This window comes from Stieleria bergensis (genome assembly GCA_007745635.1).
Classification (GTDB): domain Bacteria; phylum Planctomycetota; class Planctomycetia; order Pirellulales; family Pirellulaceae; genus Stieleria; species Stieleria bergensis.
In genome coordinates, this window is record CP036272.1 from 6,573,644 (window position 1) to 6,587,615 (window position 13,972).

Annotated in this window: 13 protein-coding genes and 1 pseudogene; 4 read left to right on the forward strand and 10 right to left on the reverse strand. The window is 54.7% G+C overall.

Annotation, left to right across the window (positions count from 1 at the left end):
* Complete coding sequence (locus tag SV7mr_RS23045) at positions 1-462, forward strand: hypothetical protein (RefSeq protein WP_145277120.1); 462 nt, start codon at positions 1-3, stop codon at positions 460-462.
* A 314-nt stretch (positions 463-776) separates the two neighbouring features.
* Positions 777-1,364 (forward strand): hypothetical protein, encoded by a 588-nt coding sequence (locus SV7mr_RS23050; RefSeq protein WP_145277122.1) that lies wholly within the window; start codon positions 777-779, stop codon positions 1,362-1,364.
* Positions 1,365-1,366: 2 nt separating this feature from the next.
* Here the strand turns inward: SV7mr_RS23050 and SV7mr_RS23055 are convergent, their stop codons facing one another.
* From SV7mr_RS23055 to SV7mr_RS25740, 3 genes are all read right to left on the reverse strand, one after another.
* Positions 1,367-2,929, reverse strand: a complete 1,563-nt coding sequence (locus SV7mr_RS23055) for an AAA family ATPase (protein ID WP_145277124.1) — start codon at positions 2,927-2,929, stop codon at positions 1,367-1,369.
* Positions 2,930-3,988: 1,059 nt separating this feature from the next.
* Positions 3,989-4,165 carry a hypothetical protein gene (locus SV7mr_RS25735; RefSeq protein WP_419187814.1) on the reverse strand — a complete coding sequence of 59 codons (177 nt, stop codon included), beginning with the start codon at positions 4,163-4,165 and terminating at the stop codon, positions 3,989-3,991.
* A gap of 50 nt (positions 4,166-4,215) precedes the next feature.
* On the reverse strand, positions 4,216-4,380 hold the full coding sequence (locus SV7mr_RS25740) for a hypothetical protein (RefSeq protein ID WP_419187815.1): 165 nt from the start codon (positions 4,378-4,380) through the stop codon (positions 4,216-4,218).
* Between the two features lie 54 nt (positions 4,381-4,434).
* On the opposite strand from SV7mr_RS25740, the gene SV7mr_RS25745 reads away from it, so the two are divergent.
* Positions 4,435-5,040, forward strand: coding sequence for a hypothetical protein (locus tag SV7mr_RS25745; protein WP_419188517.1), 606 nt, complete (start codon positions 4,435-4,437; stop codon positions 5,038-5,040).
* Positions 5,041-5,046: 6 nt separating this feature from the next.
* Here SV7mr_RS25745 and SV7mr_RS25750 read toward each other — a convergent pair whose 3' ends face one another.
* The 3 genes and pseudogenes from SV7mr_RS25750 to SV7mr_RS23065 all read right to left on the reverse strand — a co-directional run bounded on the left by SV7mr_RS25750 (position 5,047) and on the right by SV7mr_RS23065 (position 7,042).
* On the reverse strand, positions 5,047-5,535 hold the full coding sequence (locus SV7mr_RS25750) for a hypothetical protein (RefSeq protein WP_419188518.1): 489 nt from the start codon (positions 5,533-5,535) through the stop codon (positions 5,047-5,049).
* Positions 5,536-5,731: 196 nt separating this feature from the next.
* Positions 5,732-6,784 (reverse strand): annotated as a pseudogene (locus SV7mr_RS25755) (phage portal protein); the annotation flags it as partial.
* A 60-nt stretch (positions 6,785-6,844) separates the two neighbouring features.
* On the reverse strand, positions 6,845-7,042 hold the full coding sequence (locus SV7mr_RS23065) for a hypothetical protein (RefSeq protein WP_145277128.1): 198 nt from the start codon (positions 7,040-7,042) through the stop codon (positions 6,845-6,847).
* A gap of 282 nt (positions 7,043-7,324) precedes the next feature.
* Between SV7mr_RS23065 and SV7mr_RS25760 the strand changes: the two genes are divergently transcribed.
* On the forward strand, positions 7,325-7,465 hold the full coding sequence (locus tag SV7mr_RS25760; protein WP_419187816.1) for a hypothetical protein: 141 nt from the start codon (positions 7,325-7,327) through the stop codon (positions 7,463-7,465).
* 123 nt (positions 7,466-7,588) lie between these two features.
* Here SV7mr_RS25760 and SV7mr_RS23070 read toward each other — a convergent pair whose 3' ends face one another.
* The 4 genes from SV7mr_RS23070 to SV7mr_RS23085 all read right to left on the reverse strand — a co-directional run bounded on the left by SV7mr_RS23070 (position 7,589) and on the right by SV7mr_RS23085 (position 13,526).
* Complete coding sequence (locus tag SV7mr_RS23070) at positions 7,589-8,788, reverse strand: DUF1552 domain-containing protein (protein ID WP_145277130.1); 1,200 nt, start codon at positions 8,786-8,788, stop codon at positions 7,589-7,591.
* A 1-nt stretch (position 8,789) separates the two neighbouring features.
* Positions 8,790-11,219, reverse strand: a complete 2,430-nt coding sequence (locus tag SV7mr_RS23075) for a DUF1592 domain-containing protein (RefSeq protein ID WP_145277132.1) — start codon at positions 11,217-11,219, stop codon at positions 8,790-8,792.
* Positions 11,220-11,589: 370 nt separating this feature from the next.
* Positions 11,590-12,381: a DUF4198 domain-containing protein gene (locus SV7mr_RS23080; RefSeq protein WP_419187817.1), complete on the reverse strand. Its 792-nt coding sequence runs from the start codon at positions 12,379-12,381 to the stop codon at positions 11,590-11,592.
* Positions 12,382-12,449: 68 nt separating this feature from the next.
* On the reverse strand, positions 12,450-13,526 hold the full coding sequence (locus tag SV7mr_RS23085) for a DUF1559 domain-containing protein (protein ID WP_145277134.1): 1,077 nt from the start codon (positions 13,524-13,526) through the stop codon (positions 12,450-12,452).
* Positions 13,527-13,972 lie beyond the last annotated feature (446 nt).

Genomic DNA, 13,972 nt, shown 5'->3' on the forward strand with positions numbered 1-13,972 from the left:
ATGTACAACAATCAAACTCTGCCTATAAGCGTGGCTGTTCCCGCGGCCCTTTTCGAGAAACGCATTTTTCTCGGAGTACCTAAAACATTTTCTGTAGGGGTTTCGATGATGAGAAAACGACGTCCATTTCACTTCACATCCTTCAGTCTGCCTGGGGGCGTTTCGTATGCAGCTAGTCCGATCCGGAAGCCGTACACTCGAAAAGGGAAGAAGGCTTTATTCACGCAGGACGATCCAGACCTCGTTTCGCAAGAGTTCGAAAGCTCGCTCGACGAGTACGAGGCATATCCGGCCGAGGCGAAGCAGAGGTTCTTGCCCGTCCTTGCAAACCGGATCAATACGCGTCGCGCTCTTCGCGAACTTGTGCTGCCCGAAATCGCTGCCCTCGCTTCAACGCTAGAACGGATCGAGAAACGCCTTGACGCTATTGAGAGTTCGATCGCCAACGACGAAGCTTCGTAGTCTGCCCACACGGCCGCACACGTCGGCCAGTGTCGCGTTCCGTTTGCTCTTTGGCGTTCTCGGTCGGGTGCTCTCCCGCTCGCGCACTTTGCCCCTGCGCTTGCGCGCACACACTAGCCAAGCCCTGGGGCGTGCCTCGCGCACGCACCCAGGGGGTACTAGGGGGTGTGCGCGCGAGGGCGGGAGTGTTTTAGGGGTTGGTTTGATTGGCCGTGTTAGGTTGAGGATCAACTTGGTTGGGTAGCGCAGTCGCGGATGCTATCCTTTAAGCCAATCGGTGTCCCTGGCCCAAAGTGGTAGAGAACGGAGATGAGATGAACGAAAAAGAATGGGTAGAAATTCTAGCCGAATGCATTAACGAACAATGCCTTTGCCAAATCCAAGACGGTGATTACTCCGCAGTCGTAGGCATGAAGCTGGCCTACGGTCACGAAATTCGGGGTTATGGAAATGAACCCGTGCGTAGAACAACGAAGTATGAAACCGATATTTTAATTCGTGAGTTCGACGCTGACGGAGTTTGGAAGCCACGCATTGTCATCGAATGCAAAGTGCATTCAGTCACTACACATGACTCGATTACTTACAGTCAGAAAGCATCCGCACACAAATCAGTTCACCCGTACCTTAGGTACGGCATCATGCTAGGCTGCAGGAAACATCGTCCGCTGCCAGGGCGGCTTTACCGGCATGGTGAGTCCTTTGATTTTATGATGTCATTCCAGGGCTACGAATTGGCTGAACCGGAAATCGCGTTCTTGAGGGATCTCATCGCTGACGAGATCAGTGCGTCCCAAACTCTTGAAAAAATTATCTACGAAAGTCGAAAAAGGGGACGCGACCATTACACGCTCTTGCATCGAAAGCTCGTAGTTCATACGCCTAATTTCCCGGAAGATTAGTTCTATCGCTCGGGGCCAGTATCCCGTGACTGTGGCTCGGTCGCGAATTGGTGCTTTTGGTTCGACCCGAACCGCCAGCGGTGGACCAGCCCTTTTGCCTCAGCATGCTCCAAAAGCGTTGTCGCTTGCCGGCCGGAAACATCGTCCGCCTTCGCTGCCGCCTTGATCACGACGGCCGTTTGTGGCTGCTCGGTCACGAACGCTTCTGTGAAGCTCTCGGCGGTCCACACGGGTTTCGCCGGCTTCTCCTTTTTGGCCGATCGTCGTCGACCATCGTTCTTGAGCTTGCTGGCGTCGAGCGTTTGATCGGATGTCCAAATCGGGAAGTTCCATCGCAGGCCAATCGGATCGAGCGGTGGCCATGAACGAACTGCCGCGTCGAGCACGATTGCGTCGTCTTGTTCGTGCGGCCGAAGGACCAAGTGCGTGTCGGTCGCGCGAGCTTGGCTTCCAGCCCCGGCACCGACGTCAGTGATGGACTTGTAGGACTGGTTGCCCTTGCTTGTGTGGTGGACGAGAACGAAAGCGGACTTGAGCATTTCGGCGTACCGGTCAATGGTGTTGTAGACGCCGGCCATCGCCGCGTTGTCGTTCTCGTCCGCGTTCGCCGGCAGCATTCGATAGAATGCGTCAATGACGATCATCTTGAATCGTTCTTCGTAGACGTGATCGAAGTAGTTGCCGAGCGAGCGGATGTCTTTGAGGTTGCCTCGAAGGTTGGAAACAAAAATATGGTCCGAGACGTCGGCGTCCGTGATCCCTCGCGCGGCCATGACCTTCGGGATTCGGTTCGCCGACGTCGACGGATGTAATTCGTTGTCGATGATTAACACGTCGCCGCGTTCGGTATCGAACCGATCGAGCCAAGGCCGGCCAGTCGCAACCGCCAGAGCCATATCGCTGACCAACCAGGACTTGCCAACCTTCGGCGGAGCGATGACGTTCATCGTTTCGCCGGAACGAAGCAGCCCGTGAATAATTGGTCGCTTCAATGCCGAAAAGCGATCGAGCAGTCGCCGCAAGCTACGAGGCCGAATGTCGGCGGCCCTGGGCAGCGTGTCGTGGGTCAGTTCCGACAACTGGCGTATCTCATCGAGGCGGTCTTGGGTATTGGCATCGAGGTCTTCGTGCGGCCGAGGCGGAACAACAATTTGGTCGGGACGCAGTAAGCCTTTGCACCAACGTTGCACGCGAGCGTTCCATCCGGACATCGCCACAGTGCGAATCGTCTGCGTATCGAAACCTTCGCGACTGAAATGCCGCCACCCTTCGATCGCGATCCAAACCGCCTGGGCTCGCCCGCGAGCTTTCGACGCTTCGATTGGATGGTCCGGCCGAAACACACAGACGCCGTGGTCCGCGCCGACAACCGCTTTCGCTCGCAAGCGTTCCCTGGCCAACATCAGTTCGCGAAACAAAGTCCGGTTGGGTTGCTTCCAAGCGGGAACGTTCATCGCGGTCTTGGCAAACCAATCGCGATACGCCTTCTCCGCTTCAACCGCCAACGCCGTTCGCGGGAAACAAGGTCCGTCGTTGTAGATTCGTGTCGGCGACGTCTCATCCATGAGGTGCTATTCGATCTTTGGGGCGTTCAATCCCCAGAAGAATTGAATTCGATTATCCTAAGTTCATTCGTGCGAAGTATCGAACGATCCGCGACAGGAATATTGTTTTGGGCTAGCGACTAATTTTATGAGCAAAAGGCGATCGCACAGCAGACAAGGGGCATACGTCAGGGGATTTACCCGAAGCGATGGTGTACGCATCTCAGGACACTATCGAAGTGGATCGTCGGTATCTGCCAGTGGCCCAACCTATGAGCAAGAACAAGCTGCGAGAGCGAGACGCCGTCTCGATACCTTTTACAGCCCACTCACCTACTCGACAAAGTGCTTTTGGTGCAAAACGGAGGTCTACTTCTACCGCGACGAAAACGGTGGCTGCGCCCTGTTCGATAGCCTTGGTAGTCCTTGGCCAATTCATTCGTGTTGGCGTGAACATCAACAAACAGTCATGTGGCGAGTGTCGCGTGAACTAGCTGGTCATCGATTCGATGGGCAACAGTACTTTCAGGATCGAACAAAGCTTTCAAAGGCGATCGGGAGTGACCTTTTGTCGGTAACGGGTTTTGTCGATCGCCTTGCGTCCCAATCTGACACGACGTTTGCTTCAAGTCGGAAAACTGTTTCAGGAGCGTTTTGTGAGATTCGATTAGTTCCTGCGGACGACGCGAGTGTCTATTACGAACTGTTTGTACCAGCAGATTCAATTCAATCGTTTCCGAGATACAGTCTGCACGATGTTCAAGCCGCCTACAGAAAGCACGGCGGGCGATGGCGTTGTTTCGTAACTGCTTTCAAGCGACTCCATGCAGCCGGCAGAGCAGACCGAACCGTTAAGGACATCGTCCGCCTACCCGATGAGTGCTTCTATTGTGGCGAGTTCGTTTCGGGGGATTCGGCTTGGGGATTCGATACGTCTTATCGCCTCGAATGCTCAGCGTGCGGAGGTCGTCGGCAAGATTTGGTCGCCGAGGAATACGAAACACATATTGCAACATGCCACAAGCGGATACAAAAATCGAGGAGAAGCAGGAATTGAATTTAGCGATTCGAGTTGTACGATCATTCACGTTCGCTGCTAAACGATTCCTTTTCAGTATCTGAAGCTTTCGTCGTCACGTTGTGCTTTCGCTTTTCGTGAACGTCGATCAGAACTGCAGCCCAGGCGTCGGCGACGTCGTCGGGCATCGGTGGTAGGTCGTCGTCATCGTCAATCTGGTTGTTTGACTCGTCATTCATCGCGGGCTCCGATTGGCTCAAGGTTCAGAAACGTTTAAGCCTAATCGCAATCAGCCTGATTGACTGCCCGGAACATCCAAAGCTGCTATTTTTGTACTGACTCGTCGTTGATCGCGAACCTCCATTAACAATCTCGCCGTGTCCTCGGCCGCAGCGTCAGCGTCGGGATGTTCGTCGTCAGCGAGTTCGATATAGACTTCCGTGTCTTGGTCCATACGCCTAATCTTGGGTCATTGATTTCCGATGTCATTTTGCGAGATAATCAGTCCATGAGTACCAAACAAAAAATCGTTAAAAAGAAAGTCAAACGGCAGTCTGGATGTCCACCGTTGCGATTCGATGATCACCCCGAATCCCATGCAGAGATCGTCCGCCACTACAAGAAGTTCTTTCAGGCAGGTGCTGACTCAGAATCTCAGCACTATGCAGAACTAGGAAGCTTCGACGAAGCGTTGGCGGATGCCGCTTACGCCAAGGCGGCAGATGGGAAACGGCACCCACATCAGTATCGTTTACAGCGTGCGAACTTGCAGAAAGTCCACCAACGATTGAAGCAATACGATCTTGAGTCCTGCGAAACCTTTCACGAACTATTTGTGATGGTTCACGAAGCGATAGCCAGCATCTCCGGTATCGGAGAATTGATGGTGTACGACACGGCCCATCGCCTTGGTGCGTATTTACAATTAAAGCCCGAGTACGTCTATCTGCATGCCGGAGTCCGTGTTGGCGCGACGGCCCTCGGCTACAAGCCTTCGACGAAATGGATTGAGCCAACGTCGTTGCCAAAGCCGTTTCAAAAGCTAACGGCGGGCGAGATGGAAGATTGCCTTTGCATTTACAAACATGCATTGCACGCGATAGCCGACCAATAGTCGGAATCAATCGCCGATAGGAATCCATCCGCGATGCGTTTCGGTGCGTACGACTAGCCCCAACGTCTCGGCATGGGTGAGCCAGCGTCCAACCGTGCCTGTCGGGCGCTCCATTTCCTCGGCTACCTGTCGCCCGCTCAGCGGTTTGCCGTCGTAAAGGCGAGCCAACGTATCGGCCGCCAACGTCGCTCGTTCGTCGGCCAGCGACATCGATGCGCCGACATCGCCCGGCACCCATCCCCGCGTCACATCGCTGTTCTTGGTGCGAACCGGTTTGGCCCGCCCCTCCTCGGCCGCCATGTGCAAATAGATCAACGTCTGGTGTCCCGAAATACCAACCGCCTCGCCGATCCGCTTGGCGGACACCGGCGCACCGTCGTGCATCTTTTCGAGAGCGGCAACAACGTCGTTTGTGCGCGTTTCTTCGAGCGTTTGAAATTCGATCACATCTGGTTCTCGTTTCGTACCACGGGGAACGCGGATCGACATGTTCATGGCCGTCCCAGAACCATTGGTGCTCGAACGTGGAGTCGAGCGTGCGAAGCGAATTCGGCAGATAGCCCTCGATGAGAATGGCTTCGCGAAGCCAAGCGTGCAGGATGCGGTCGAGCACGACGCGGGCGAGTTGCGATTGCTCGACTCGGATCGATTTGAAGTACGTCTGGTGGTCGAGCCGCCCACTGGCATAGTTGTAGCCCGACGAATTCCCAGCAGCGACATTAAACGGCATGTTCAAGCAACGAGCGATCTCGTTGAGGATCTCTTTTTTAAACTCGCTGTACGTGGTCGATGGCTGCTCGCTCTTCATTTGAGCCATCTTCCAACCGCCGGGCATCGTCAGCAGCATTCGCTTTTCAAGCTCGATCGGTTCAAACGGTTCGGCCGCATCGGCCTCACCATTCGCGGGAGCGTCGGTGTAGAGAATGCCAGCGAATTCAGCCGCAGTTTCCGCAGCTGCAAGGACCGCAAGCGTGAATCGCCTCAGTTGTGCAAACAGTGGCAGCGCCGGTGTGATGTCCGGGATGCCTCGAATCTGTCCCGGGCGATCGCAACGAAAGTAATGGACAACATCCGCTGCTGGCACGGTGTCGTATTCATCATTGACGACAAAGAATCCATCGCCGGGGTGATTCTTCAATACGTCGTACGCGATCGGATTCCCAGCGGCATCGAACCGGATGCCATCGAGATAGCGGCGAGAGTCGGGCATCAAAGTCGGCGAGGCGACTTGGTCGGCTTCGATCAATTGCAGATCGAGGTTCACCGGAGTTTCGAGCCGTTCGTTGCTCGTAAGCAATCCGAACGATTCACCATCGGCAACTCGCGATAGCCTCATCGTTCGCAGCTTTTCGGCAAGGCCAACGACCTCGCACCAGGCGAAGAACTCCGCTTCAACAAAACGATTTGCCGCATCGTTCGCGGTCAGCATCTGTAGCCGAGGCCCAGTTCCGACGACATCGTTGGCGAGCGTCAGCGTGATGCCGCGAGCGTAACTGTTGTTGGCGACCTCGTACCGCGAACGATTGCGAAGTGTTCGTCGGACATCGGGGCTGTTAGCCGCTGCCGCGGAAAGCCCATCGGCCCGCGACCAGTGCTTGAGGTTGTCGAGAGTTGTGTTCGCAGCGTCGTATCTGGCACGCAAGCGAGAGAAGAAGGGCTGCCGGGGCGAGCGTCCAGAGGCGGCGGACAATTGTGCCGGCCCGCCGCGCATTTGCTCGATGATCCCTGACAAACGTTTCAGCATCCTTGCTGTTTCCTATTGCCGTCCCCGGCAGCCCTTGTGGATTAGAGAGTGAAAGAAAGATCAGCCCGCCGACGGCGGCACGATCTTGTTGAAGCGAAGCCCACGATTCGGCTTGGCGACCGCGTTTTTACCTGCGAGATGTTTGTCCGCCGCGATCTGGTCGGTCAGCTTGTGCTGTTCCACGCTGCCGGCATCGCCAGAGGCTTTCGCCGGCCCTTTGGCGTTCTCGCGAATTTCATCTTCGAGGCTTTCAGTCACTAAACGACCTAAAGGAGGAATTGATGTTTCCCGTTACCTCTAGACCTTCCAACTTTCGAAGTCAAAAGTCGAAACGAGCAATCATTTTTCGAGAAATGCTCGGCGAGACACACGCACCAAAAAGAATCCCGCCGAAAGTGCTCGGGATTAATCGACCAGCAGGTCGCGAGACGATAATCCGGAGTCGGCCGCCGGTGCGCGCTGGCGGAGACCGAGTGACATCCACCCAAGCCCCATTACTGAACGGGCGTTTCGCTCCCCTGTGCTTGGTAATTGCGGGAGGTGTCGCAGACCGAAGCCGATTTGGTGACCGGCTTCATGCGTTCGGCTGGTCCAACTTCCGCGCCGAGCAAAATCCGCGAAATGAAGGAGGTGTCCGCCACCGCCTTCACGAACGAAAATCGCTTCAAGCAGCCGGTCTAGCCACGTCCGCGCCGAAGATGGCGTCGGATTAGCATCGCGCAACGGTAGCAACCTCATTTCCTGGGCTGCTTCTGGATGATCCTTGATGACTTTCCTGGCTTGCGACCAATCCGCCGCAGGCGTTCACAGAACAAACTGGCCGGTACTGGAACCGAAAGAGGACTTGCTGTGTCCCATTCTGTCGAACAGCGAAAGGTACAGATTTGCCAATGGCTGTCGCTTTTCGAGCTTCCTATGCCATTTGTGGTCGAAGCCACCGCCGGCCAGAAGAACGGGTGGTTTGACGGCGCTGTGATTATTGGGGCTCTCCATTGCGCTGCCGAACAGGCAAATGGTTGAATCGAGCAAATTCGCATCCTTGAGCTCCTTTAGAAAGTCACTGTAGATCGTGAACATCTCGAGCTCGATTGCCTTGAGCTGGCTCAGCTTGTTTTGCTGATTGTGGTGGTGCGAAATTTCGTGATAGCCATCACTGACGCCCTCAATATCCAACCTTGATCGCAGCTGACCAAAGTCGTAGGTGATGATACGCGTCGAATCATTCTCCAGGGCGAGTCGGAACAGTTTCGTAAACAGTCGAAAGTTCCGGATCTCGCCACTCTGCCTGTTGTTGGGCAGCGCTATCTTCTCGACCCTGGGATAAGGCTTGTTAATCCATGCTTCCGATGCCTGCAGGCTCTTTTCGACCTCTCGTACGGCGGTGAGGTACTGGTCCATCCGACTTCGATCACTGCCGCTCAAGCCGTTGAACTTTGAAGCATAGAAGCTGTAGCTGTCCAGAATGCTCTTGCCTTCAGATAGTTCATGCATCTTCCGCTTCGCGTCTGCAGCGGAGCCTCCGACAAACATCCTGGCAAACACTTTCGCCGGGTCCGACTGGACCGGGATCTTGATGCCGGAACGCGTGTAGGACATTCCCGCTCTGGATCCAATGCCGGAGACCAGGCACTTGAATCGTGTTTCGCCCTGATACTTCGCCGCCAGTTCCTGATCCAACGAAATCGTATTTTTCCCTGCGTCTTTTCTGCCACAGGTAAGAAAATAGAAGTTGCAGTCGTGGCCGCTGTTAACACCCGGATTATGAAATCCGTCCAACAGGGTTACCGACCCCTTCAGGTCTTCAAGGGCAGACATATACGGGGAACTCCCCTGAATGTCTCGATCAGGATACAAGTTGTTGGGCAGGAATCCGTAGGGCATCTGCATGGCGATAAATCGCTTGACCTCATCTGGTCTTGCTGAATCACCGAAGCTCTCAAGACAAGGAAGCGCCAACGTCACGCCCGACAATCTCAGCACCTGTCTTCGCGATAGATTCGTCATATCACTTCCTCCTGAATAGATCACTGTCGATAAAGTTAAGAATAATTGTCTTCACACCCAAATCCTGGCTGACCGATGCCTGAATAATTCTGTCCAACTCATCTCTGTCGCTGAAGCTAAGCGATGTCCCTGTCGCGTAAATGCTCAGCTTATCTACGAAGTTCTCCGCGATCGCCTTCTTGTCCCTCAGAACGAGTTGCTGAAATTCCTGAATGTTTCCGAATGGACTGCCATCGGACATGTGCCCGGAACTATCAACGTCGCCGTCCAGCTTGAACGTGTTCTTATGGTGAACGCGGTATTGGTCCCGATACCTGCCAATTGGGTCAAAGCTCTCAAAGGCGAATCCGGGCGGATCAATCTTTTTGTGGCAGCTGGCGCACGCTTCCTCGGATTGATGCCGCTTCAGTCCCTCTCGCAGACTGAACCCCTCCGCGACTTCCGGCTCAAAGGCTGGAACCTCGTTCGGTGGCAGCGGAAGATGTGTGCCGAGCATGGTTTCCAGGAACCAAACGCCTCTGGGGATTGGCGACGTGACGGTGCCGTTGGCGGTAACTTTCAGGACGCTGCCCTGTGTGATAATACCGCCTCGCTCGTGCCCCTCGGGCAAAACAATAGGTCGCAATTCCAGCCCCCGGACGCCGTCAATGCCGTAGTGTTTCGCCAGGGGTTCGTTGAGCATGGCGAAGTTCGATTCAACGACGTTTGAAACCGAAAGGTCACGTTTGATCAAATCGTTCAGAAAAAGCGTCGTCTCGTCCTTCATGAAAAGAAATAAGGGCTTATTCCCTTCTGGATAGAGCCGAGAATCCGGATCCGTTAAAAACAGTTCGTCGAGGTTGAGCCACTGTTCTGCGAAATCTGACACAAAGCGCATTGATCTCGGGTCGTCCAACAATCTGCTGGCCTGCTGTGCCAACGTTTTCCGTGAAAGCTTGCCGTCTTCTGCCAGCTTCAGAAGCTCGCGATCCGCTTTGCTGTTCCACAGAAAGTACGAGAGTCGGTTGGCCAGGTCGTACTGCGAAAGCTCGCCGCCTTCCTCGATCTTGTAGATAAACGTCGGCGACGACAAGATCGCTTTGTAGGTTGTGAGCAGAGACTCTTCAAGGTGCTGCGTTTCTGCGAACGACCTGTCGAACAGATCCACGTATAGCTGGCGTTCCGAGATCGTCAGCTTGTGGCTATAGGCGGAGGCGGCGAATCGACGAATCAACTCATGGATCGCCTTTGTCGAAGCGGCAGGTCGAACGGCGTATCGTCTTCTTTCGTTTACGATTCTCGTCGAAATGGGCAGGTCGCCCCAAAGTACCTGCTGTCTCTTCAAGGGCCACTCATCGTAAAAGGGGCCTTCCAGCTTGACCTCCGAAATGGCGAGACCGGGCTGGGTCAGGATGATTGTCGCATTGCGCCGATGCTTTGCATTGGGATGCGTAAACGTCAGGTCTGAATCTGCCTCCAGCCAGATCTTCTTAGAGAACGACTGATACTCGCCGGGCGCGACGTAGAACGAACAGAGATCGACCCACGGTTTTTGCCGCACTGACTGCCCAAGCGAGACAAGCGCCAGCAGTTGTGGCTCTTCCGTCTGGATCGCTTTCGCCTGGAACGTGATGCGATAGTGACCGGTGGCTTCAATCCGTGAATCAAACCCTGGTCGCCGTGTCTTATGTGACGCATAGCCGTTCGTGAACAGCAGCAGTTCACCATTCTCTTTCAGAATGCCGGGTGAGTAGTCGCCCTTCTGTTTCGTTTTTGCGAACGGCACAAAACGCATGGCTTTTTTGGTCGACTCAGGCTTCGATTCGTACACGTCCAGGCTATCGAGCAACGTTTGGTTGCTTTCCATGTAGCTCTCGAGATGGACAGATGAGAATTCGAGAGAGTCCTGACTCTTGGTAAAGCTGTGCTTGGCGACGTCCTCGGGCAAAAAACTGGCGGCATCGAAGTAAGGAAGCCCGAGCAGGTCTTTGACGTTGTTTTCAAACTCCCGAACGGTGAGGCGTCTTGCCACCGCTCGGCCGTCGTTTCTTTCGATACGTTTTTCTGCTTTGCCCAACTCCTTGCCGAGAGCGTTCAGAAACCGTTCGCTGGCGTGATGACCGGGCCTCTCTTCGGGCGGCATTCGCTCATCCTTTACCGCGAAGTAGAGCTTCTTCCAAAACTCGAATGAATCAGCATCACTAAACGTCCAGGCCCTCCCCTCCAGGTTCAAATCACCTTCCTGGCCTGCATCGTGACAATCATAGCAATGCTGCTCAAAGAACGCCTTGATGCTTGCAGGAGGCTTCTCGGCAGCGTGGCTGGGCGCACACGATGCAGCGAGAACAATGAGGGGCGTCCACCATCTTTTCATGCGTGCGTTCCTTTTAGCATCATGACCAGCTGAATACGGAATCGTGTTTTTCTGTTTTTCATTACGTTCCAAGTCCAATGGTGATTCCCACACGGTGACGCTACCGATCTCGCTTCAATTTAACGCAAGATTTTGAGGTTTTTCAGAGGGCCGTGGCCCCGAAATTGCGAAGAAACGGCTTCTACAGTCCTCCTCCTTCAAGTGCAGGCCTATTCAACGGGAGCCGCATCCTTGAGCCGCTCTTGGCTGAACTCTAGTTGCGTCGGTCATCCACACCGACCGCACGAACCGCGATTTCTTCGTGCTGTCGGGTGCATCGACCGCTAGCGTGAAGCTTACGGCCGAAATCGCATCGGTGTTGCCAGCACAGAGACACCGACGCGCCGAAACCGCTGTCGCAAAAGTATACAGGATCCTCGGTTGATCAATGACTGCGAGGATAAAGAGCTTAGCGAAGATTGATCGCCTTGTTGGGAACTTGGATGACCATGGCGGCTGAGTAGTGCGTGTTCTCGTAGCCGTCTCCGGATTCCCCTTCTGCCATATGGTGGACAATGGCAAACAGCATATTGCCCTCCTTGGGCACAAACTGGACGTGCCCCTCGGAATCACTGATTCGCTCATAATCGGAATCGAATTCCTCAGCTAGGGTTGTCCCACGCGGAACGAAGGTCACCCGTGCCTCTGGAAAAGGCTTGCCGGACCGCATGACGTGTAGTTCGATTGGCCGTCCAGCCTCGATGGTCGCAAAGGGAGTTTTCAAGACCAGCTCAAGACCAAACCCGTGACAGAGGTCAGGGTTGGCCGAGTCAATGCTGTTTCCCACGCCATCGGTTGCCATGACGAATGTCTTTGCGGACTTAATCGCCCTTGTCGTTCGATGAAGCGTATCGAGTGTGTGTACAAAGCGATGAAGCCCAGGCTTTGCAAACACATACTTCGCTGTCCAGAATCCCTCCTTCTCTGCACTGCCCATGTCGGTGATTGCGGATTTTAAATCAAGCGTGCTACCCGTGGGATCGACCACGCTCAGGGTGCAGGGATCAAGCGTGATCTTACTGGCCAGCTTAAAATCACGATGATCATTACCGTGGTTTCCCAGCATCAGATCAACGTACGTGTACTCGCCAACAGGCACAGTCGCGGCACCGGCTTCCAGCCAGGTGTCGTGGGCATGCGAGCGCATCGCGCCCAACAGGGATGAGATCGCAAATGCAAAGTAGAAGATCGCGGTTTTCATTGGTACTCTCTGGGGTGTAAAAATGTACTTGGGAATTTGAAACCAGTAGGTGGAAAGTTTGCGAAGTGCTACCACTCCTCTAGCACCTGCCCGTCGTTGCGCGCCCCAACCGCTCGCCATGTCCGCAAGTCAATCGACTCACTAACGAAACGGACGCTGCCATCACATAACGCGAGATGGACACTACCTGGATGGTTGCTACGCGCGCCAAAGACTCCCCATCCACAGGTTTGCATGTCTGGGATTCCACTTTGTGGCGGATGATAGTGCGTGTATCCCGTCCAATACTCTCGGCCGTTAATCCATCCGGCTCCGCGCTGGCCTGACCATCCACGGAAAAGAGAGCTGGCCCGGGTATACGCCTCGAGTTGGCTGGGGTCGTCTGGCAAACTGTAGCCGGCCATGCCGGGAGTGCTTGGCCGCCGCGACCGATCGATGAACGCACAGCGGACATTCATCATGGTTCGGCGCCGGAGAAAGTCGTTGGTAGGCTCTGTAGGGGCTTGCTTCAGAACACCCAGCAAGGATTCGGAGAACGCCGCCGTATTGCTCAAGCCATCCGTGATCGCATTGAAACCGACAGCGGCATCAATCCAGTGGATTCCATCGGTAGGCACTCGCGTGTCGTATTGTGTGCCGACACCGGTACCAAAATTCATCACATAATTCGTCCCTGCATATCGCTCGGTCGGACCGCGGCCCGACAGTGTGGTAACCGAAAAGAAGCGTTCGGATGCTTCACTTGGGCAAGAAAGTAACGCCAGAGGTGTCGCGGCGGCCACGTCGTGTGGAGTTACCAGTGTGCCGGGGCAGCATCCTACGGCGAGTGGCTTTCCAAAATCGATCAAGTCGATGACGTTTGCCTGCTCGTAATAAGGTGCGAGCTGGGCAAATACAGAAAAGTTCCCGGCGATACTTGAGCCCGTGGTGTAGTTGGCTGGAAGACGTTTGTGTGCACTCTCGTAGTTGTGCATTGCGAGGACGATTTGCTTCATCTTGTTGCCGCAACTCATTCGTCTCGCGGCTTCCCTGGCTGCCTGCACTGCGGGTAAAAGCAGGCCGACGAGAATGCCGATGATTGCGATCACAACCAAGAGTTCAATCAGCGTGAATGCGCTGCGTGGCGTAGGCTTGTTTTCTTGCATATTTCAATTCGCTATGGTTCGTTTTTCGATGTTGGCTTGGAGTTGGTTTGCGTTGTGAGCGCGTACCGGTAGCGAAACCGGCAGAACAGTATTCTGCGGATTAATCGGTGCATGCTCCTATCGAGGTCGCTTCCACGCCAAAGGGACGAAAACCACGTTGGTGTGAGGAACGAGCCGTCGCCGATCTCCGGCGATGGAAGCGGTATCGAGGGCGCACGTGCTTGCAAACCAGCTGCGTATTGGCCGTTTGACTGGCGCGCAGCGGGATCTAGGATTCTTTAATTGGGCAGACAGAACTGCCAAACTAAGATGAGCTACGGTATCGGAGGATCCGGAGCGATAAGATGCGAGCAAGCATGCTCGTCATAGAAGGTGATCCATCCAAGCAGCGGAGGATCAACCTGGACAATTACGTGAGCTGGCTCGACGTAAACGGCAGCCATCAT